The organism is Niallia sp. FSL R7-0648 (assembly GCF_038007005.1).
GTDB lineage: Bacteria > Bacillota > Bacilli > Bacillales > Cytobacillaceae > Niallia > Niallia circulans.
Genome location: NZ_JBBOWE010000001.1, coordinates 1954515 through 1976222 on the forward strand (window position 1 = coordinate 1954515; position 21708 = coordinate 1976222).

Annotated in this window: 16 protein-coding genes and 1 pseudogene; 14 read left to right on the plus strand and 3 right to left on the minus strand. The window is 36.4% G+C overall.

The genetic code is table 11. From position 1 onward, the window contains the following. Positions 1 to 17: 17 nt before the first annotated feature. The 8 genes and pseudogenes from pucD to NSQ89_RS09400 all read left to right on the plus strand — a co-directional run bounded on the left by pucD (position 18) and on the right by NSQ89_RS09400 (position 9116). On the plus strand, positions 18 to 2303 hold the full coding sequence (gene pucD / locus NSQ89_RS09365; RefSeq protein ID WP_047943423.1) for a xanthine dehydrogenase subunit D: 2286 nt from the start codon (positions 18 to 20) through the stop codon (positions 2301 to 2303). Between the two features lie 10 nt (positions 2304 to 2313). Further along, a complete protein-coding gene (locus NSQ89_RS09370; protein WP_341132529.1) occupies positions 2314 to 2814 on the plus strand; it encodes a (2Fe-2S)-binding protein in 501 nt (166 codons plus the stop codon). Further along, the gene (gene uraD, locus NSQ89_RS09375) at positions 2802 to 3320 is read left to right on the plus strand and encodes a 2-oxo-4-hydroxy-4-carboxy-5-ureidoimidazoline decarboxylase (protein WP_047943425.1); all 519 of its coding nucleotides are present in this window, start codon (positions 2802 to 2804) and stop codon (positions 3318 to 3320) included. Before NSQ89_RS09370 ends, uraD begins: the two co-directional genes overlap by 13 nt. Positions 3321 to 3323: 3 nt before the next feature. Continuing rightward, a complete protein-coding gene (gene uraH / locus NSQ89_RS09380) occupies positions 3324 to 3665 on the plus strand; it encodes a hydroxyisourate hydrolase (protein ID WP_144580100.1) in 342 nt (113 codons plus the stop codon). Between the two features lie 4 nt (positions 3666 to 3669). Continuing rightward, a complete protein-coding gene (locus NSQ89_RS09385; RefSeq protein ID WP_341132530.1) occupies positions 3670 to 4986 on the plus strand; it encodes an allantoinase in 1317 nt (438 codons plus the stop codon). 567 nt (positions 4987 to 5553) lie between these two features. Beyond that, the gene (purT, locus tag NSQ89_RS09390; protein ID WP_341133153.1) at positions 5554 to 6735 is read left to right on the plus strand and encodes a formate-dependent phosphoribosylglycinamide formyltransferase; all 1182 of its coding nucleotides are present in this window, start codon (positions 5554 to 5556) and stop codon (positions 6733 to 6735) included. Positions 6736 to 6788: 53 nt separating this feature from the next. Beyond that, a pseudogene (locus tag NSQ89_RS09395) lies at positions 6789 to 8051 on the plus strand (L-lactate MFS transporter). Between the two features lie 153 nt (positions 8052 to 8204). Further along, complete coding sequence (locus NSQ89_RS09400; protein WP_047943430.1) at positions 8205 to 9116, plus strand: AEC family transporter; 912 nt, start codon at positions 8205 to 8207, stop codon at positions 9114 to 9116. A 57-nt stretch (positions 9117 to 9173) separates the two neighbouring features. Here the strand turns inward: NSQ89_RS09400 and NSQ89_RS09405 are convergent, their stop codons facing one another. Beyond that, positions 9174 to 10316, minus strand: coding sequence for a CAP domain-containing protein (locus NSQ89_RS09405; protein WP_341132531.1), 1143 nt, complete (start codon positions 10314 to 10316; stop codon positions 9174 to 9176). A 287-nt stretch (positions 10317 to 10603) separates the two neighbouring features. On the opposite strand from NSQ89_RS09405, the gene NSQ89_RS09410 reads away from it, so the two are divergent. The 3 genes from NSQ89_RS09410 to NSQ89_RS09420 all read left to right on the plus strand — a co-directional run bounded on the left by NSQ89_RS09410 (position 10604) and on the right by NSQ89_RS09420 (position 12249). Then, a complete protein-coding gene (locus NSQ89_RS09410; protein WP_268874827.1) occupies positions 10604 to 10735 on the plus strand; it encodes a hypothetical protein in 132 nt (43 codons plus the stop codon). Positions 10736 to 10902: 167 nt separating this feature from the next. After that, positions 10903 to 11976, plus strand: a complete 1074-nt coding sequence (locus NSQ89_RS09415; RefSeq protein WP_061798841.1) for a branched-chain amino acid aminotransferase — start codon at positions 10903 to 10905, stop codon at positions 11974 to 11976. A 33-nt stretch (positions 11977 to 12009) separates the two neighbouring features. After that, positions 12010 to 12249: a hypothetical protein gene (locus tag NSQ89_RS09420; protein WP_047943433.1), complete on the plus strand. Its 240-nt coding sequence runs from the start codon at positions 12010 to 12012 to the stop codon at positions 12247 to 12249. Between the two features lie 107 nt (positions 12250 to 12356). Here NSQ89_RS09420 and NSQ89_RS09425 read toward each other — a convergent pair whose 3' ends face one another. After that, positions 12357 to 13184, minus strand: coding sequence for a Cof-type HAD-IIB family hydrolase (locus tag NSQ89_RS09425; RefSeq protein WP_341132532.1), 828 nt, complete (start codon positions 13182 to 13184; stop codon positions 12357 to 12359). A 265-nt stretch (positions 13185 to 13449) separates the two neighbouring features. Here NSQ89_RS09425 and NSQ89_RS09430 point away from each other — a divergent pair, with 265 nt between their 5' ends. Continuing rightward, positions 13450 to 13653: an IDEAL domain-containing protein gene (locus tag NSQ89_RS09430; RefSeq protein WP_047943435.1), complete on the plus strand. Its 204-nt coding sequence runs from the start codon at positions 13450 to 13452 to the stop codon at positions 13651 to 13653. A gap of 600 nt (positions 13654 to 14253) precedes the next feature. Then, positions 14254 to 16044, plus strand: a complete 1791-nt coding sequence (pepF, locus tag NSQ89_RS09435; RefSeq protein ID WP_047943436.1) for an oligoendopeptidase F — start codon at positions 14254 to 14256, stop codon at positions 16042 to 16044. Positions 16045 to 16108: 64 nt separating this feature from the next. On the opposite strand, the gene NSQ89_RS09440 is transcribed toward pepF, so the two are convergent. Next, positions 16109 to 17011: a LysR family transcriptional regulator gene (locus tag NSQ89_RS09440; protein WP_047943437.1), complete on the minus strand. Its 903-nt coding sequence runs from the start codon at positions 17009 to 17011 to the stop codon at positions 16109 to 16111. Between the two features lie 139 nt (positions 17012 to 17150). Between NSQ89_RS09440 and gltB the strand changes: the two genes are divergently transcribed. Continuing rightward, entirely contained in the window at positions 17151 to 21704 is a 4554-nt protein-coding gene (gltB, locus tag NSQ89_RS09445; RefSeq protein WP_341132533.1) for a glutamate synthase large subunit, read from the plus strand. Positions 21705 to 21708: the final 4 nt, after the last annotated feature.

Sequence of the window (21708 nt, forward strand, 5' to 3'; positions counted from 1 at the left end):
AGAAGGGAGTTGTTTAGATGATCCTTGATAACGAAAGCGCTGGTAGTCGTTGGAAAATAAGAAGAGACGGTGTGCCTAAGGTGACTGGAAAACTTAAGTATTTAACTGACTTAACGTTTCCTAATATGCTTTATGGAACCGTTCTTAGAAGTGAATATCCTCATGCAGAAATTGAATCAATCGATACTAAAGAAGCAGAAGAGCTTGCTGGGGTTTTTGCTGTTATCACTTATAAGGATGTACCAGGCTTAAATGGCTTTGGGATTGTTATACAGGATCAGCCGGTCTTTTGTGAAGAGAAAGTCAGATATGTAGGCGACGCAATTGCCGCTGTTGCGGCTAGAACAAAGGAAATTGCACAACAAGCCATTTCTTTAATTAAAGTAAAATATCAGCCATTGCAGATAATCACAGATCCAGATGAAGCCTTAAAAGACACTGCAATCAGGCTGCATAAAGAAGGAAATCTCCTTCATCAGGCTGCTTTTAAGAAGGGAGAAAGTAATATAGAAGAAGCCTTTAATAAGTGCGAATGGATCATAGAAGGAACGTATCAGACACCAAGACAAATGCATGCTTATATGGAAACGGAAGGGGGTGTAGCTGTACCAGATGAAGCAGGAGGCATTACCATTTATGCACCAACCCAGCATGGTTTTAAAGATCAGCTGCAGCTTTCTCGAATTTTAGCACTCCCACTGGAAAAAATCCGGATTATTTCTAGCCCGATTGGAGGCTCCTTTGGAGGGAAGGACGAATTAAATGTTCAACCATATATCAGCTTGCTGGCATTAAAAACACAGCGGCCAGTGAAAATACATCAATCAAGAAGAATATCGATTAAGGCCGGTTTAAAAAGACATCCAATGAAAATCTATATGAAGACAGGTGCTGACGTATCTGGAAAAATAATCGCCCACCAAGTAAAAATTACTGCAGATACTGGTGCATATGCTACTTTAGGACCTGCAGTACTTGACTTTGCTGTAGAGCATAGTGCTGGACCATATATAATCGAAAATATAGATGTTAAAGGCTACTCTGTTTATACAAATAACGGTGTTGCCGGTGAATTCAGAGGATTTGGCGGCAATCAAATCACCTTTGCATTAGAAACGCAAATTGAAAGATTAGCAGAAAAAGCCAGAATAGATTCAACCAAATTACGCTTCACTAATTTACGTAAGACAGAAGATTTTGGCCCGGTGGACCAGCCTATTGTTCCAACAAATGGCGCTTATGCTGTCCTTACTGAAATTACCAAGTCAGCAATTCTTCAAAAGGACTTGGTCACAAATCCTATGAATGGAGATAAGAAAATAAAAGGAAGGGGATATAGTATTACCATGCATGGAGGGGGATTGGGATATGGAAGAGCAGATGCTTCTGGTGCCCGACTGGCTTTAAACAGTGCTGGGAAAATAGAGGTATCTTTTGGATTTGAAGAATGTGGGCAAGGATTAATTCCAACCATTGATATGATTATGGCAGATACCTTTCTTTGCGAACCTAGTGATATCGAAATTACTATTGGCGATACGGCTAAAGTTCCCCACTCTGGCTCTTCTACTGCCTCACGAGCAACAAATATGGTGTGGCTTGGTATCAATAAATTAAAAGGTCCATTTAGCGAAAAACTACTTACATTGGCAGAAAAACAAACTAAATGTCCGAAAGAAAGCTTATTTCTTGGTAAAAATGGCATTTGGAAAAACGCAGAAGAGAACGAGGAACCAGCGCTTATTCTTCCATATAAACAGTTAGCAGAATCATGTGAAGAGCTGCCAACTGTTTCAGTAAGCTACCACTTTCCTACTACCCCAAACTCTATTGATGGTGGTCATTTTTTATATACTTTTGCTGGTGTAGCAGCCGAGGTCGAAATAGATTTGTTATCTGGAAGCGTAGCAGTAACTAGGATGGATCATGTTATTTCAGCTGGACCTGTAGTGAACCCAATGGGATATTTAGGGCAAATTGAAGGGGGAGCTAATATGGGGTTAGGATTTACGATTATGGAGGATGCAGTTATGGAAAATGGCCGCTATATGAATGAAAATTTTGATACGTATCTTATCCCAACGATATTAGACATCCCGATAGAGACAACTGTTACTGCAATAGAAGAATTAGTCCCTGGAGATGACTATGGGCCAAGAGGGGTTGGCGAAATTGGCACAGTTGCTGTTGCTCCAGCTATCATTTCCGCCATTCATGACGCTGCAGGAATATGGCTTAATCAACTCCCAGTGAAAGCGGATATACTATTACAAGCACTGGAACGACAAGGTTTACGAGAATAGGAGGGGGCATATGGATACAAAAAAAATTATGGAAAAAACCACTTTTAAGGTAAATGGAGAATCTTTAACGCTAAGTCTTCCTCCAACATTTCGCCTTGTTGATATCCTTCGGGATGTTTTATCTCTTACTGGGACGAAAATAGCTTGTGAGGCTGGCAGGTGTGGTGCCTGCTCAGTCATTATGAACGGAAAGCTGGTGAATTCCTGTTTAGTAATGGCATATCAATTGGAAAATGCTGAAATCTTAACGATCGAAAGCTTAGCAGAGAAAAACCTTCATCCTATTCAAGAAGCATTTTTAGAGGCAGGCGCACTACAGTGTGGTTACTGTACTCCTGGAATGGTAATGGCATTAAAAAGTTTACTAGATGAAAACGAACAGCCCTCTAGAGAGGAAGTACTGGCTGCATTATCTGGAAACCTTTGTCGCTGTACAGGATATGAAGGAATTTTAAGAGCTGTTGCGTTGTTAACTAATAAAAGGGAAGGGATCAATAAATGTATACGATAGCAGAAATTAATCAAATGAATCGACAGGAATTTATTGAAAAGATCGGCTGGGTATTTGAGCATAGTCCGTGGATTGCCAATAAAACATGGAAATATCACCCTTTTCCAAGCTTAAATACCCTCTATCAACTAATGGTACAGGCAGTAACAGAAGCACCAATTGAAGACCAGCTTGATTTAATCCGAGCACATCCAGATTTAGGCGCGAAGTTACAAATGACTTCCTCTTCGAGTAAGGAACAAAAGGGTGCTGGCTTGAATCAATTATCGCAGCAAGAATTCATGCAATTTGCAGCCTTAAATAAAGCCTATTCTGAAAAATTCGGCTTTCCGTTTATCTTAGCTGTTAAAGGGCATACAAAGGATTCCATTTATCAGTCCATGAAAGAACGCATCAACCACACAAAGGAAGAGGAATTTCAAACTGCATTAATCGAGATATTTGCCATATCGAAATACCGATTAGAGGAAATAGTCGAATTAGAAACAGAAGGACAAGGTGCATAGACTATGAAAACGGGCATAACAACTCATGTATTAGATTTATCCAATGGGAAACCAGGGAAAGGGATCAAAGTTGAGCTTTGGAGATTGCAAGATTCAGAAAGAATTTTTTTAGCAAGCGGAATAACCAATCAAGACGGCAGAGTCGACACTATCCTATTAGAAAAAATAGAGACAGGAGAATTTGAATTAGTATTTTATATACAAGAGTATTATGGTCATTCAAAAGAACAACACCGATTTTTTACGACGATTCCTATTCGTTTTTATACAGATGAAACCCAACTGCATTATCATATCCCTTTATTATTATCTGGCTGGGGATATCAAACCTATCGGGGGAGCTGATGACTTGGAGGATTTAGATTTAATCATTCAAAATGGATTCCTTGTAAATGAGGAAACAGTCTATAAAGCAGATGTTGGAGTGAAGAATGGAAAAATAGCGATAGTTGGTTCAGGCATTAATGGAAATAATGCTACAAAAACTTACAATGCGGATGGTCTATATCTATTTCCAGGGGTTATCGATTCACATGTCCATTTTAACGAGCCGGGAAGAAGTGACTGGGAAGGGCTTGAATCAGGCAGCAAAAGCTTAGCTGCTGGTGGAGGAACGTTATTTTTTGATATGCCTCTTAATAGTCATCCACCTACAATAACAGAATATGGTTTCCAGCAAAAAGAAAGGCTAGCTAAGAAAAAATCAGTTATTGATTACCGTTTATGGGGAGGAATTGTTCCTGGTAATTATAATGAGATTGAAAAATTAGTAAAATGTGGTGTCATTGGTTTTAAAGCATTTATGTCGAATAGCGGGATAGAAGATTTTCAAAGCGCTGATGACCGCACTTTATATCAAGCGATGAAAAAAATCGCAGCTTTACATAGTATCTTAGCCGTTCATGCAGAAAGTGATACGATTACAGAGTTTTTAAGCAAGGAAATCATCCATCAACAGACTAATATAAGCCTTGCTTTTTCCAATGCAAGACCTATCTTTTCGGAAGTGGAGGCTGTTCAGCGGATCATTGCATATGCCGAAGCCACTAGATGTAAGGTGCACATCGTTCACATCACAAGTTCTAAAGTATTGGAACCAATAATTGCCGCAAAGCGGCGGGGGCTGGACATAAGCGTTGAAACATGTCCTCATTATTTATCATTAACAATCGATGACTTAGAAGAATTAGGAGCCGTCGCAAAATGCGCTCCACCGCTACGCTCTGATAACGAAGTAGATGACTTGTGGGAAGCAATCAAACGAGAGGAAATTGATATGATTGGATCAGATCATTCACCATCGCTTCCATCCATGAAAAATGGCAATTTATTAGAAGCATGGGGTGGGATTGCCGGCTGTCAAACGACACTGTCTGTTTTATTAGAAGAAGGCTATTGGAAACGAGGAATTTCTCTTCCGATTATCGCAAAAATAACAAGTACAAACCCAGCTAAACGTTTCGGTCTCTATCCACAAAAAGGAAGTATCACAAATGGAAGTGATGCAGATATAGCTATTGTTGATTTAAATGAAACCTATACACTCCAAAAGGAAGATCTGTATTATAAGCATAAAATAAGCCCTTATATAGGCAAAACGTTTAGGGGGAAAGTGAAAGCAACTATTTGCAAAGGAGAAATAGTTTATTCAACTCTTAATAGATAGCAAGACTTTCACAATTTATTTATGAGAATACAGGAGAATTCAGTGTCTGTAATTAACCATGATTGAGGAGGAAAAACCTCTAATCATGGATTGTTTTGTTTCCTTTTGTATAGAAAGTATTTATTTGGCCGATGAAAACCACTTATGCCATCTTCTCCATAAAAAGTGGCGTTCATTTGTGAATGAAAACCACTTATGCCATCTTTTTCGCAAAAAGTGGCGTTCATTTGTTGAATGAAAACCACTTATGCCATCTTTTCCATAAAAAGTGGTGTTCATTTGTTGAATGAAAACCACTTATGCCATCTTTTCCATAAAAAGTGACGTTCATCTGGAGAATGAAAACCACTTATATCATCTCTTTCACAAAAAGCAGCGTTCATCTTCCTTAAATGCACCTTCCCTTATCGACAATTAATTTTTCCGTAACCACAACAAAATACGAATTATTAATAATCTAACTTAATAAACGTTCGGAAATAGAGAAAAAAAGACTTGAATAGAAGAGCTTTTTACGATATTATGCAGAATAAAGGAATAATTAATTGTTTAGGGGGATTGGCAATCGTGTTAGGAGCACCAAATACTTCACAAGCAAGAAAGATTATGTTATTAGGTTCAGGAGAATTGGGTAAAGAGGTGATTATCGAAGCGCAGCGGCTGGGACTAGAAACAATCGCAGTCGATCGTTATGATCATGCACCAGCTAGTCATGCTGCCCACCGCTCATATACAATAGATATGATTGACGGTAATCAATTAAAAGCAATAATTGAAAAAGAAAAACCGGATCTTATTGTTCCTGAAATTGAGGCGATTGCTACTAGTGCGCTAGTGGAGCTGGAAGAAGAGGGGTATTCGGTAGTTCCAACTGCTAAGGCCACCTATTTAACGATGGATCGCGAAGGTATTAGAAGATTAGCAAGTGAAACGTTGAACATACCGACAGCAAAATATGCCTTTGCCAATAACATTTCGGAATTGAAAGATGCTGTACAGAATATAGGCTTTCCGTGTGTAATAAAGCCAGTCATGAGCTCTTCTGGGAAAGGTCAAAGTATTTGCCGAAGCATAGATGGAATAGAATCTTGCTGGAAAGAAGCTGTTGATGGAGGAAGAGGGAAGAAAACAAGAGTCATAGTAGAAGAGTTTATTGCATTTGAATCAGAGATTACACTTTTAACCGTTCGTTCAGTTAATGGCACAATCTTTTGTCCCCCAATTGGACATACCCAAAAAGACGGAGATTATATAGAATCATGGCAGCCGCATTTCATGTCTGCTGAGCAATTAAATGAGGCAGAAATGATTGCTAAGAAAATTACAGATAGTCTGGGTGGTTATGGAATTTTTGGTGTGGAGTTATTTTTAAAAGAAAATGGAGTTTATTTTAGTGAAGTCTCACCTCGCCCTCATGATACTGGAATGGTAACAATGATTACTCAAGACTTATCTGAATTTGCTTTACATGTTAGAGCCATTCTAGGATATCCAGTTACAGGAGTGAAGCTGCATAGCCCAGGTGCTAGTAAAACATTAAAAGCAACTGAAAAAAGTAACGACTACTTAATTCAGGGGATAGAAGAAACGTTATCATTTGAAAATACTCAAATACGCATTTTTGGAAAACCAAAGACGACAGAGGGGCGAAGAATGGCAGTAATATTGCATACAAATGAAACGGTTGAATTAGCGTTAGAAGGGGTAAGAAAAGCTGTTGCGCCACTTTCCATCACCTATTCTAGCTAATTAGAAAATGCAATTAGTGATAATTTATAAATAAACACAATAGGGGTCTTACAATGAAAACAAAAAATCGTTGGCTTATTGCTTTATCTGCAGTCGGTATTCATATTTCAATCGGATCTGTATACGCATGGAGTGTGTTTACAAAGCCGCTTGAGTCACAGTTTAATTGGACATTAACGAGCATTTCCTGGACTTTTAGTATTGCTATTTTATTTTTAGGATTATCTGCTGCCTTTTTAGGGCATTTTGTTGAAAAATACGGACCGCGAACTTCTGGTATGTTGTCCGCTTGTATGTTCGGTTTGGGGATGGCTGGTGCTGGTTTTGCAATAAGCATCGAATCTTTACCGCTTCTTTACATTACCTATGGAATATTTGGGGGGATTGGATTAGGAGTCGGTTATATTACTCCTGTTTCAACATTGGTTAAGTGGTTCCCGGATCGCAGAGGCTTGGCAACTGGATTAGCGATTATGGGATTCGGTTTTGCTGCGATGATCAGCAGTCCAGTTATGAATTATTTAATTAATACAGCTGGTATAGCTAATACATTTTATATTCTTGCAGCTGTTTATTTTGTTATCATATTTGTTTCAGCACAATATTTAGAAGCACCGCCAAAAGGATTTATGCCAAAAGGTTTTCAGCAATCAGTTGAAGCTGGAAATGGAAAAGGGAAGAAAGATTTATCACAATTAACAGCAAATGAAGCCGTAAAAACGAAACGATTTTGGGCGTTGTGGATTATGTTATTTATTAACATTACTTGTGGGATTGCTATTCTTGCTGTTGCTTCGCCCATGGGGCAGGAATTGGCCGGCATGTCAGTTGCAGGTGCAGCAACACTAGTTGGGATTATGGGTGTATTTAATGGAATTTGAAGAATTGCCTGGGCTGCAATTTCTGACTATATTGGCAGACCCAATGTATATACTTTATTTTTTGCTATCCAAGTAGTAGCATTCTTTGCATTACCACATTTACATCATTATATTGCCTTTTCCATTATTGTATTTATTATTATGTCTTGCTATGGCGGTGGATTCGCGTCAATCCCAGCTTATATTGGAGATATATTCGGTACAAAACAGTTAGGGGCAATTCATGGTTATATTCTTACAGCTTGGTCTGCTGCAGGTGTTGCTGGACCTAGCATTGTATCATGGATTCGCGATACAACAGGAAGCTATCAAGGAACATTGCTTGTTTTCTCTTGTATGTTTATTATATCTCTGGCAGTTTCCTTGCTTATTCGTATAGATATTCGTAGATTAGAAGAAATGAATAGATCGGCGACAGAAAGTAATAGCTTCTAATAGTATTTAAATAGGACTTATCACGTTTGTTACATCTTAAATCTTCTCAAACGTAATAAGTCTTTTTTCTATATCTTAGTCTTTCCAAGTATACGGATAAGTAGTATAGTAGGTTCATTGGAAATTTGTAGCTTAGGTAGGGGAATTTAGAGAATGGAAAATTTTAATACGCAGTTTTTGTATTCCGTGATTATTATTGGCATTGGATATTTCTTTAAACAAAGAAATATTATTAAAGAAAAAGATGGCGAAGGTCTTGCAAGGATCATTTTCAATATTACTTTACCTTGTTTAATCATCACCACCTTACATAATGTTATAATTGAAAAATCTTTGTTAATATTGGTATTTCTTGGTTTATTCTATGGTGTTCTTATTTCCATAATTGGACTATTTCTTTTCCGAAATGAAGCGAATAAGCAAAAAGGCATGTTAGGCATGCTGATTCCTGGATTTAACATTGGTATCTTTGCATATCCTTTGGTGCAAGGTATATGGGGGGCTGAAGGGATAAAATATTTTGGTATGTTCGATATCGGAAATGCCATTGTTACTTTCGGAATTAGTTATTTAATTGGTAGCTATTATTCACAAGAAGGGTCCGTACTTTCAGCGAAGCAAGTGGTAGGGAAGCTGGGACGGTCTATCCCGCTGATGACCTATGTATTTATTTTCTTCATTAGTATTGTAGGTTTCGAGATACCCCATCAGATAATTGATGTGACATCTACAATATCGAAGGCGAATATGCCACTCTCTTTATTGCTTCTCGGTATTTATTTGAACTTTTCTTTTGAAAAGAATCACTGGAAAGGGATTGGAAGGGTACTCGGAATACGGTACGGGACAGGTCTTTTTTTAGGCGTGCTAGCATATTTTTTATGGCCAGCAGAAGATATGTTTCGTTATACCATTTTAATCTGCTTAATCTTGCCAATGGCATCAAGCGTTTTACCGTATAGTGTGGAGTTTAAATATAACCAACGTTTTGTTGGAACTGCTGCTAATTTATCGATAGTTATTAGTTTTTTCTTAATTTGGATGATTGGTAATTTAATTGTGTAATTATAAAGTTTACTAATCATAAAAACGAGGCTGGAATCAATTTTCCAGCCTCGTTTTTTATTCTGTCACGAAGTTTTCGGTATAATATGGTTGGGATTTATTGTTAAAGGCAACCCCAACGCCGAGTGAGGCGAAATCTTTTTGCAGGATATTTTCCCGATGGCCGATTGAATTCATTAAGCCTTCGTGAGCAAATATACTGCTGTTTTGGCCATAAGCCAAATTCTCCCCGGCTATAGTGTAACGGATGCCATCGTTCAGCATGCGATCAAATGGAGATTCACCCTCCAGATTAGTGTGGCTGAAATAATTATTTTCTGCCATATCCAAACTATGTTTTCGAGCTGTATCACGAACTGCCTCATCCCAAGTCAGCGGTTTTAAATGGTTATTGACACGACTGGCATTGGTTAAATCAAATAATTGATATTCAAAGCCTTCTTTTAAGTTCTCGTTTCCTTCCACATAAAAATCCTTGCGATTTTCTTCCAAAGAAGAGCTGACAATTTGTAGAGCAGTAACGCTGTTATTTTCATGTTTATCAAAGAATACTGTTACATATGAGTCATCAAGTCTGAATACTTCGTAATCTCTGTCCTCTGCCATTTTATAAAAAACAAGTCCTTTTCTTATCTCTGTTAACGGTTTTCCTAATGTTTTTAAGACAACTTCTTTCTTTGTTCCTTTTTTAATCCCATTTGTTGAAGCAATTAAATCTTGATTGGTATATAAGGCTTCTACTTGATTATGTTCATCATAGCCTACCATAACAAAATTGTGATAATTTTGATGATAGGCATACCAAGAGATGCCGTATTCATTGATTGTTTCCCGTTTTGGTGATCCCAGTGACTTTTCAACCGACTTTTTATCATCGCCGAGAGATATATTATGAATCGAAAAAGGATGGTCTTGCGGTGTAACTAATTCTGGTTTATCAATTTCTTCTGTATCTTCAGTATTTCCTTCAATATTCCAGTCAGGTAATATATCCTCTGCATCTTTAAAAAAGGATTTTATGTTTTCAAACTCATCAGTAAAGGATTGGAAAAAGGAAGTGATTGAATCTTGATTTATGCGATTTTCCATGGAACTAGAAGGTTTGCTTTCTTCAGCATTATGTCCATTGTCTTTAAAATAAAAATTATATGCTCCATATATAAGGAGAATGGTAATAACCCATTTTAATAGTCTAATCATTGATAGTAACCTCCAATAGTCTTCTAATTATAACCAAAAAAATTAGGTTTAAAACTATTTTATCTGGGTATATTGAGATAGATTGTTTTTCACTTTTTATCCTATTTAATTATTATACCATGCCATTACGTCCTAATTGGTTTGTCTAGACTGTGTAATCAATTTGTAAAGCATCTTTATTATATGTTAACGCTATAAACTGTTATAATGAATATAGCCGTTTCTATTTGGAAAATTTTACTTATAAGCACTCTAGACAGATTTAAGACGGTTTTAAAGGAGGCACTATGCATTTAATTAGAACCGACATTGATGAGATTTTAACAAACACAGCCGATTTAGAGCAGGAAATATCTACATGGAATTTAATCGACATAGAAATTGATGAACTTTTAGAAGACACAAAACATTGGAATTAAACATTGCAATCAAATTTACAAATAATTTTGTAGATATTGGTTGTTTTTTTGTGCTGTAAATAATTATTAGGAAAAAATTTCACATCTTTTTATCAAAATTACTTTCACTATAGTAAGTTTGCGTTATAATAAATAGAAATAATATTTAAGATGAGGAGAATGGAAACGTGACAGATCAAACAATCACTGTGACTTTAGCAAAAGAAAAAAAGCCGAAACCAGATCCTTCTACATTAGTATTTGGTAAAGTATTTACAGATCATATGTTTATGATGGATTATACAGTAGACAAAGGATGGCATGATGCTCAAATTTTGCCCTATCAACCAATTACTTTAGATCCTGCTTCTGTTGTTTTCCACTATGGCCAAGCAGTTTTCGAAGGCATGAAGGCATACTTAACAGAAGAAGGTAAAGTGCTTTTATTCAGACCGAAGAAAAATATGGAGCGTTTAAATAAATCAAATGACAGACTTTGTATTCCAGAAATAGATGAAGAGTTTGCCCTAAATGCTTTAACACAATTAATTAATATTGATAGAGAGTGGATTCCAAAAGGGGAAGGTACTTCTTTATACATAAGACCATTTATCATTTCCACACAGCCCTTCTTAGGAGTTGCTGCATCAATTAGCTATAAATTTATGATCATTTTATCTCCTGTTGGTTCGTATTATAAAGAGGGAGTTAAACCGGTTAAAATCTTTGTGGAAAATGAATATGTTCGTGCAGTTGCAGGTGGTACAGGATCTGCTAAAACAGCTGGAAACTATGCAGCAAGCTTAAAAGCACAACAAATTGCAAATGAAAGAGGATATTCCCAAGTTCTTTGGTTAGATGGCGTAGAAAAGAAATATATTGAAGAAGTTGGAGCTATGAATGTTTTCTTTAAAATTAATGGTCAGGTATATACCCCTGAATTAAATGGAAGCATACTAGAAGGGGTAACCAGAAGCAGTGTTATGGAGTTGCTGCAATATTGGAATATTCCTGTAACAGAAAGAAAAATAACTATTGCTGAAATCTTTGAAGCACATAAAAATGGGCAATTAGAAGAAGCATTTGGTACAGGAACAGCTGCTGTTATCTCTCCTATTGGTGAGTTCTTCTGGAACGAGGAAAAAATCGTTTTAAATAATGGAGAAACAGGGGAGTTAGCATCCAAATTATATAATACAATTACAGATATTCAAAATGGAAGACAAGAAGATCCATTTGGATGGGCTGTCGAAGTGAAATAATTCCTTTTGCGAGGAAAATAAAGGAGTATCTTAATGGTGAATAAAAGCCACACGCTAAATTTTGGATGGAATTTAATAGCACATAAAGATTATAAACTTTTCTCTAATCAAAATGAATATGTTTTAATGGATTGGGATGGGGACGTTGTCTTATGTGTTTCTGTTCAAGACCATGAGATTGAAATCCTTCGTAGTAATTGGAATCTTCATTTTAAAGTGAATTTAGCTTTTAAAACAATCAAGGTGTTTAATGAGCCTGATGAAGAAGAATGAACCAGTAAATTTTTAAAGGAAGAATAACGGAAAACTTAAAAGAGATAAAGCTTCGATTTATAATCGAAGCTTTATCTTTATTATTATAATGCGAATAAAATAAATTATTAAACAGATTTCGTAATCAAGGGCTCTAAAATAAACGTATCAATCACCTTTGCTATACCATCGTTGTTATTTGTATCAGTTACGTAATCTGCAAGCTGCTTCACATCATCTGGCGCATTTCCCATAGCAACTCCAAGGCCAGCAAATTCAATCATGGCAACATCGTTATAACTATCACCTATTGCAATCACTTCTTCTCTAGAGATACCAAGTTTTTCAATAAGTATCGCTAAGCTTGTCCCTTTAGTAACACCTAATTCAGTAAATTCAAGGAAGTATGGCTTAGAGCGCATGACACTTAAATCATTAGCTAATTCTTTTTGCAGCCTTGCTTCTACCTCTTTAAGATAAGTTTCTTCTTTCACCATTAAGACTTTTACAACAGGAGTCGAAACGGTCTGCTTGAAGTCCGCAACTGTTTTTATCGGCAAGCCTGTAAGTTTTCCTTCGATTTCAGTAAAAGGATTATTTTCTTGCGTAATAATTTCGTTATTCATATAAGTATGAATCCAAATGTTTTCTCTCTGGCTCAAATCAAATAGCTGATGAACTGTTTCGGGAGAAAGTGTACTGCTGAATAATTCTTCGTTTGTTTGACAGTTAGTTATTTTTGCTCCGTTGAATGAAAGAATAAAACTGCCATATTCCGCAAGTCTTAATTCTTTTACCGCGTCCAGCATTGCATATGTTGGTCTTCCAGAAGCGAGAACTACTTTTATACCTTTTTCTTGTGCAAGCATTAAAGCAGTTTTGGTTGCTTCTGAAATAATATGGTCATCTGTTAATAAAGTATCATCCATATCTAATACGATCATTTTATAGCTCATCTGTATTTCCCCTTTCATAACCTCTTTACAGAATACATGAAAATAGAGAAATAGCCAATATCAAATTGATGATAAGATAGCGAAACAAAACCTTGAATTGTTCCTTTTTATGTTTATAAATTTCTTTAGTGGGAAGTAACTAAATAAAGTTAATAGTTAGGGGTTAAACAAAAACATCTTAAATGGGTTAAATTACCTTGAAAAAGTATTTGAATTATCAGAATATTACTGCTATACTATAAAAAAGAACAAGGGGTTGATTCAAATGGAAAAATATTTATTAAATGCACCAAAACAGTCTGTAGGAAATGTTGTGGATTCTTTATTTGCAGAAATGGTATTGGAAAAGGCCCTTTATGACTTTCGAAAAGCTACACTAAAAAGACAAATCGATGAAACATTAATTGCTGGTGACAAAGAATTATTTTATCGTTTAACAGAAGAATTAAATCAATTAACTGCAAAATAACTACTATAAAATAAACAATATAATCATAACCGCTATCCTAGAGGAGAAAACCTCGCTATATTTCTGAGAAGAGATGCAGCGAGGTCTTTTCCTGAAAAAGGATAGCTATTTTCGTTCTATCAACTTATCGTTTAACCATATAAAAACTGCTGATAAACATAGGTTTATCAGCAGTGTAAGGGACACATAAAATGTGTCCTACGTATTGAGGCAATAAACTACGCTCCACATAGCGCAATAACGTTTATTGACTTATTCAATATAGCTCATCGCTTGATAAATATAACACATATAGATGATACTGACAAGCTTTTTTAAAGAATAGTAGTTTTATTGTCTAATTTTAGCATACGGAATCTTTGTGTGCTGAAATTAGCATTGCTGTTGAAACTGTAAAAAAAAGCCAATGGTGCTTATTAATTAGCGCAAAGCTAAATTAGAGATTGATCAAAGGGTCGTATTAGTCTTTTCTGCTTTACATAAAAGCCTTCTGCTATGTATCATTATTGCATATACATAAAATCTCTTCTATTTTAAAAGAAATGATAAGACTTTTATAAAAAAGGGTAAAATAGAAACAGAAAGAATGGGAGGAAGTTTATGCAAACATATAAAACAAGAGAAGAAGTTGCTGATTGTGAAAAATGGAATTTACTTGATATATACAAAACAGAGGCTGAGTGGGAAAAGGATTTAGATGCGGTAAAAGAAAAAATAGCGGCTCTTTCAGAATTCAATGGAAAAATTACGAATGGAACAACATTATTAGCGTATCTAACATTATCAGAGGAAGTTAGTTATATATATAGAAAAGTCTACGCATACGCCATGCTTCTTTTAGACTTAGACACGCGGAATACACATGCTCAAAGTCTTATTGAAAAAGCTCGTATAGTCGGCCAAAAATATAGTAGTGCCACTGCCTTTTTTATGCCATATTTATTATCCTTAGATGAAAAGGAATTGAAAACTTACATACAAGAAGAAGATGGCTTAGCATATTTTGAAAAAGATCTCTTGGAATCTTTCCGCTATAAAAAACATGTATTAAGCAAGGAGAAAGAAGAGGTACTATCTGAACTGGGAGAATCGCTATCTGTTCCTAGTAATGTGTTCGGTATGATAAATAATGCAGATATAACCTTCGGGGAAGTAACAACAGATAATGGAGAAAAGATTGAATTAACAAGAGGAATGTACGCAAAAAGAATAGAAGATGAGGACCGAGATGTTAGAAAAGAAGCTTATTTGGCGTATTATAAGCCATATATCGGTCTTAAAAACACAATAGCAGCGACCTTTAGCGCCGCCGTTAAAAACAATGTAAAAACAGCAAAACTTCGAAATTATCCTTCTGCCTTAGAAAAAAGCTTATTTGGTGACCAAGTACCTGTTGAGGTTTACCATAATTTAATTAGTACGACGAGAAAAAATTTACCTTATATGGATGATTATATGAATTTTCGTAAGAAACGACTGCGGCTTAATGAGCTTCATGCTTATGATTTAAGCGTTCCATTAGTTGGAGAGGCAGCTAAAGAAGAGATCAGCTATGATGATGCTTTTCAGATTATGCTGGAGGCGCTGAAGCCTCTTGGGGAAGAATATTTAAGTGTGCTAAAAACCTTTAAAGAAAAACGATACATTGATGTACGTGAAACGCCTGGTAAACGTTCAGGTGCTTATAATTTAGGCTTATATAGCGTTCATCCGTATATTTTACTGAACCATAGAGATGATTTAGATAGTTTATTCACCTTAGCTCATGAATGCGGACATGGCATGCACTCTTATTTTAGTAGTAAGCATCAGCCGCAAATAAGTGCAGGATATAGTATTTTTGTTGCAGAAGTAGCATCTACTGTTAATGAGGTCTTATTAATTCGCCATTTGTTAAAAATAGAAGATGATGAAACAAAACGCGAGCATTTATTACATCATTTTATTGATAGTTTTAAAGGAACCTTCTTTACACAAGTTATGTTTAGTGAGTTTGAAAAAGCGGTTCATGAACAAGCGGAAAAAGGATTGCCACTGTCTTTGGACTTTTTCAATCAAACCTATGAAGAACTATTTAAAGCATACAATGGCAGTTCTTTAGTAATAGACGAACAAGTGAAATATGGATGGGCAAGAATTCCGCATTTCTACCGTCCATTTTATGTATATAAATATGCGACTGGCTTTGCTTCTGCAATTAATATTGCCGATAAACTTTTAGAAGGAAAGAAAGAAGATGCAGAGAACTACTTAGACTTTTTAAAAAGTGGAAGTTCTGATTATCCTCTTGAACTTCTGAAGAAAACCGGTGTCGATTTGACCAGTCCTGAACCAATTAATCATGCATTAACGATTTTTCATTCCTTAGTGAAGGAAGTATTAAAAAAATAAAGTTTTCACAAAACAATAAGAAGCCATTACCTTTTGCAAAGGTGTGGCCCTTATTGCTTCTTAGTTACTGATATTTTTCTAGAATCGTGAAAAAGTCGATGATAAATCGGCGAAATGTTTGTACAGAGGGTGGCAATTCCCGATTACTTGGTACGATGATACCAACTGTCCGGCTAATAATTGGATCCTCAATAGGAACCTTCACTGTAAATTTAGGAACAGTATCATAAAATGTACTCTCTGGAAGAAGAGTTACACCCATTCCTGCGGAAACTAACCCTTTGATTGCATCTAAGTCTTCACCCTCAGCATTTATATTAGGTAAAAAACCTTCTTGTTTACATGCATCAATCGCAATTTTTTGTAATATATATCCTTCTGGAAATAAAACAAATTCGTCATTTCGCAGATCTCGTAATCGAAGTGATTTTCTTTCACTCAAAATATGATTACTTGGTAATAATGCGAAGATTCTCTCTGTAAATAAAATATTGCCTGTTAATAAGAAGTCATCTGTTGGTACAGGTCCTAAGAATGCTAAATCTATATCTCTATTTTTTACGCCTTCGGTTAAAAAGTAATAAGATCCTTGCCGTAATTGAAACCTCACATTTGGATGCTTTTCTTTAAATGCTGATATAACAGTCGGCAATAAGTGGCTTGCAAGACTAGTTGGAAAGCCGATTTTAATCGACCCTCTTTCAGGATCCAAATAGGCATTAACTTGCTCTACAGCTCGATCGACTGATTTCAAGATTGATTGGGAGTGAGTTAAAAAAATCTTTCCAATCGGAGTTAGTTTGACATTCCTTCCTTCTCGTTCAAATAATTGAACACCTAATTCATCCTCTAAATTTGCAATTTGACGACTAACAGCAGATTGGGCAACATGAAGATGTTCAGCAGCCTCTGAGACATGCTCTCTTTCTGCTACTTCAATAAAGTATTTTAGTTGTCTAAGTTCCATTTTTACCGACCTTCTTTATAATAATCTCTTTTTTAGATTAGTTCTATCTAAATGATATATTGTACATATGAATTTGTATAGTATAATTAAATTATCTGAATAAAAAAATTTGTTAGAAAATCTGACAGGGGTGGTTGAAATGACGTACAACCAAATGGAAAAGGCACAGGGCTTATATAGACCGGAATTTGAACATGATGCATGTGGAATCGGACTGTACGCTCATATAAAAGGGGAAGCGACGCATGACATTGTGAAAAAAGGTTTAAGTATGCTTTGTAAATTGGATCATCGCGGCGGACAAGGAAGCGATCCTTTAACAGGAGACGGAGCTGGATTAATGGTTCAAATACCTGATACCTTTTTTCGAAAAGAACTTAAGGAATTCAATCTTCCCGAAAGCGGTAAATACGCGGTAGGAATGATCTTTTTTTCCAAAGATGATCCTCACAGAGAAATAATCGAAGCAAAAATTAACGAATATATTAAAGAAATGGGTCAAGAACTTATTGGCTGGAGAACTGTACCAACAGATTTCAGAAAAATCGGAAAAGTCGCACAAGAAAGTTGTCCGATTGTCCGTCAAGTATTCATTCAATCAAGCATAGAAAACAAAGATAAATTAGCTTTTGAGCGAAAATTATATATTATCCGTAAACTTGCTGAAAATTGGGGAAGAGCAGAAGAAAAAGAATTTTATTTCGCAAGTTTGTCATCTAGCACCATTGTTTATAAAGGACTTCTCACATCAGACCAAGTCGAAAGCTTTTATTTAGATGTGCAGGATCCGGCATTTGTATCCGCATTTGCTATTGTTCATTCCCGCTTTAGCACAAATACTTTTCCTAGCTGGGAAAGAGCACATCCAAACCGTTACTTAATTCATAACGGAGAAATTAATACATTACGAGGAAATTTCAACTGGATGAAAGCAAGAGAGCAGCAATTTGTATCAGAAGTTTTTGGAGAGGATTTGCAAAAGGTACTGCCGATATTAGATGCAAATGGTAGTGATTCTTCTGTATTCGATAATGCACTTGAATTCTTTATCTTATCTGGACGCACACCTGCTCATGCAGCTATGATGATGATCCCAGAGCCTTGGACTGAGAATCCCCATATTTCAAAGGCGAAAAGAGATTTTTATGAATATCATAGTAGCTTAATGGAGCCATGGGATGGCCCAATGGCAATCACCTTTACGGACGGTAAACAAATTGGTGCTATATTGGATCGTAATGGTTTGCGTCCAGCAAGATATTATGTAACGAAAGATAATTATATTGTTTTTTCTTCAGAAGTGGGAGTTGTTCCAGTCGAAGAGGAGAATATTCTCTATAAAGAGCGTTTAAGTCCTGGGAAAATGCTATTAATTGATCTTGAAGAAGGCCGTATTGTTTCAGACGAAGAATTAAAAAATACTATTGCTTCGGCACATCCTTATGATGAGTGGTTAGATGAAGTTATTCGACTAGAGGAGAATGCAGAAGAAAAAGCAGAAGACTTTCCCGATTTACTTGCAAGGCAGAAAGCATTTGGCTATACGTATGAAGATGTCCAAAAAAATCTGCTTCCAGTTGTGTTGGAGGGCAAAGACCCGATTGGATCGATGGGAAATGATACGCCGCTTGCTGTCTTGTCTAATAAGCCGCAATCTTTATTTAATTATTTTAAACAACTATTTGCACAAGTAACTAACCCTCCAATTGATGCTATTCGGGAACATTTGGTTACATCAACTTTAACTTGGTTAGGTGCTGAAGGTGATTTGTTACATCCTGATGCAAGTAATTGTCATAGAATTCAATTGAAAACACCAATATTATCAAATAGTGATGTAGAACAATTACGATCTCATACATTTACTGAATTTACAGCACGAACACTAGATAGTTTGTTTACAGATGATTTAGAAAGCAGTTTAAATCAGCTCGTGCAAAAGGCAGAAGAAGCAATTTCACAAGGTGTGTCCTTACTTATTCTTTCTGACCGTGCAATGAAACGAGAAGAAAAAGCGATTCCCGTTTTATTAGCTGTCAGTGCTTTACATCAGGATTTAATTAAGAAAGGTCTGCGGACGAAAGCAAGTATTATCGTAGAGTCTGGTGAAGTAAGGGAAGTTCATCATTTTGCAAGTTTAATAGGTTTTGGAGCTGATGCAATTAATCCCTATTTAGTATACGCAACCTACAATCAAGCAATCAAAGATGGGGTGCTGACCCTTTCCTATGAAGAAGCAGTAGCAAGATATAATACAGTCATTACAGAAGGTGTTGTAAAAGTAATGTCTAAAATGGGTATTTCTACTGTCCAAAGCTACCGAGGCGCACAAATTTTTGAAGCTGTCGGTATCGGCGAAGAAGTTATCGACCGTTATTTTACTGGAACTGTTTCACAGCTTGGCGGTATTGGTTTAGATATTATTGCTGAAGAAGCAACGAAAAGACATGAATTAGGTTATCAAGATGGGATGGACGACACATTAGATTCTGGAAGTGAGTTTCAATGGAGAAAAGGCGGAGAACATCATGCTTTTAATCCGAAAACAATCCACACCTTACAATGGGCATGCCGTAAAGGCGATTATTCCTTATTTAAACAGTTTTCTGAGGCTGCAAATGAAGAAAGCATGAGTTTTTTACGAAATTTATTTGCATTTGATTCAGCACGACAGCCTATCGATATTAAGGAAGTGGAATCAGTAGAATCTATCGTAAAACGATTTAAGACAGGTGCAATGTCCTTCGGTTCTTTAAGTAAAGAAGCACATGAAACATTAGCGATTGCCATGAACAGATTAGGTGCCAGCAGTAATAGTGGTGAAGGCGGAGAAGATCCTTCTCGATATATGATAGATGAAAATGGCGATAACAGAAGAAGTAATATTAAGCAGATAGCTTCTGGACGTTTTGGAGTTAAGAGCCATTATTTAATAAACGCGAAAGAATTACAAATTAAAATGGCTCAAGGAGCAAAGCCGGGTGAAGGAGGTCAATTGCCAGGGAATAAAGTATATCCATGGGTTGCCGAAGTTCGCGGTTCTACACCAGGCGTTGGATTAATTTCCCCACCGCCGCATCATGATATTTATTCTATTGAGGATTTAGCACAACTCATTCACGACCTGAAAAACGCCAATAGAGATGCACGAATTTCAGTAAAATTAGTTTCAAAAGGCGGAATTGGTACCATCGCTGCTGGTGTTGCAAAGGGGGCTGCTGATGTAATAGTTGTAAGTGGATATGATGGAGGTACAGGTGCTTCTCCAAAAACAAGTATTAAACACACAGGTCTGCCATGGGAATTAGGCTTAGCAGAGGCACATCAGACCCTGATGCTAAATGGTTTACGAAATCGTGTCGTTTTAGAAACAGATGGTAAGCTGATGACAGGAAAAGATGTTGTACTTGCAGCTCTTATGGGAGCCGAGGAATTTGGCTTTGCTACAGCTCCTCTTATTGTAATGGGATGTGTGATGATGCGAGCTTGTCATTTGGATACATGTCCAGTGGGTATCGCCACCCAAAATCCAGAATTGCGCTATAAATTTGCTGGAGATCCAGATCATATTGTCAATTTCATGCGTTTTGTTGCAGAGGAAGTACGTGAACTAATGGCACAATTAGGATTCCGCACAGTAGAAGAAATGGTTGGAAGAACAGATGTGCTAAAAGTAAGTGAACAGGCGCAATCGCATTGGAAAGCAAAAGATTTAAACTTATCGAAACTATTATATCAAGTCGATGGACCAAGAACGTTTGAAACACCACAAAATCATAAAATTGATGAAAGTTTAGATATTCAAAAAATACTTCCAGCAGTTCAAAAAGCAATTATTAATAAAGAAGCGCTGCATTTGCATTATAGTATCCAAAATACTAATCGTGTAACTGGTACAATTGTTGGTAGCGAAATATCGAAACTATATGGCGAAGAAGGACTTCCTGACAATACAATCAATTTACATTTCACAGGTTCAGCAGGTCAAAGCTTCGGTGCTTTTATTCCCAAAGGCATGAGCCTGTATTTAACAGGTGATGCAAATGATTATATTGGCAAGGGACTCTCTGGAGGTAGAATTGTGGCAAAGATACCCGCAGACAATTCAATTGTTGCGAATGAGAATGTTATCATCGGAAACGTAGCATTTTACGGTGCGACAAGCGGCGAAGCGTTTATTAACGGAAAAGCGGGAGAAAGGTTTGCAGTTCGTAACAGTGGTGCAAGTGTTGTAGTTGAAGGTATTGGTGATCATGGCTTAGAATACATGACTGGAGGAGAAGTCGTTATTTTAGGGGAAGTAGGGAAGAACTTTGCTGCAGGTATGTCAGGTGGAGTTGCCTATGTTTTACCGAAAGATGCAGAGCAATTTAAAGCAATGTGTAATAAGGAAATGATAATCTTTGAACAATTAGAAGAACGAGCAGAAATAGAGAGAATAAAAGAACTTATTGAAAAGCATATTGAATTAACAGGTAGTTTAGCAGGTCAACAGGTACTTGTTAATTGGGATAAATTCGTTCAACGGTTTGTCAAAGTTATACCGAAAGATTATAAGCGAATGATTGCCAATATTCAAAAGGGACTTGAAAATGGCTTATCAGAAGAAGATGCCGCAATGGAAGCTTTTGCGAATAATTCCAATCAAGACAAAAAAAAACAAGCAAATAAAATTACCGTATTAGTGCAGTAGAAAG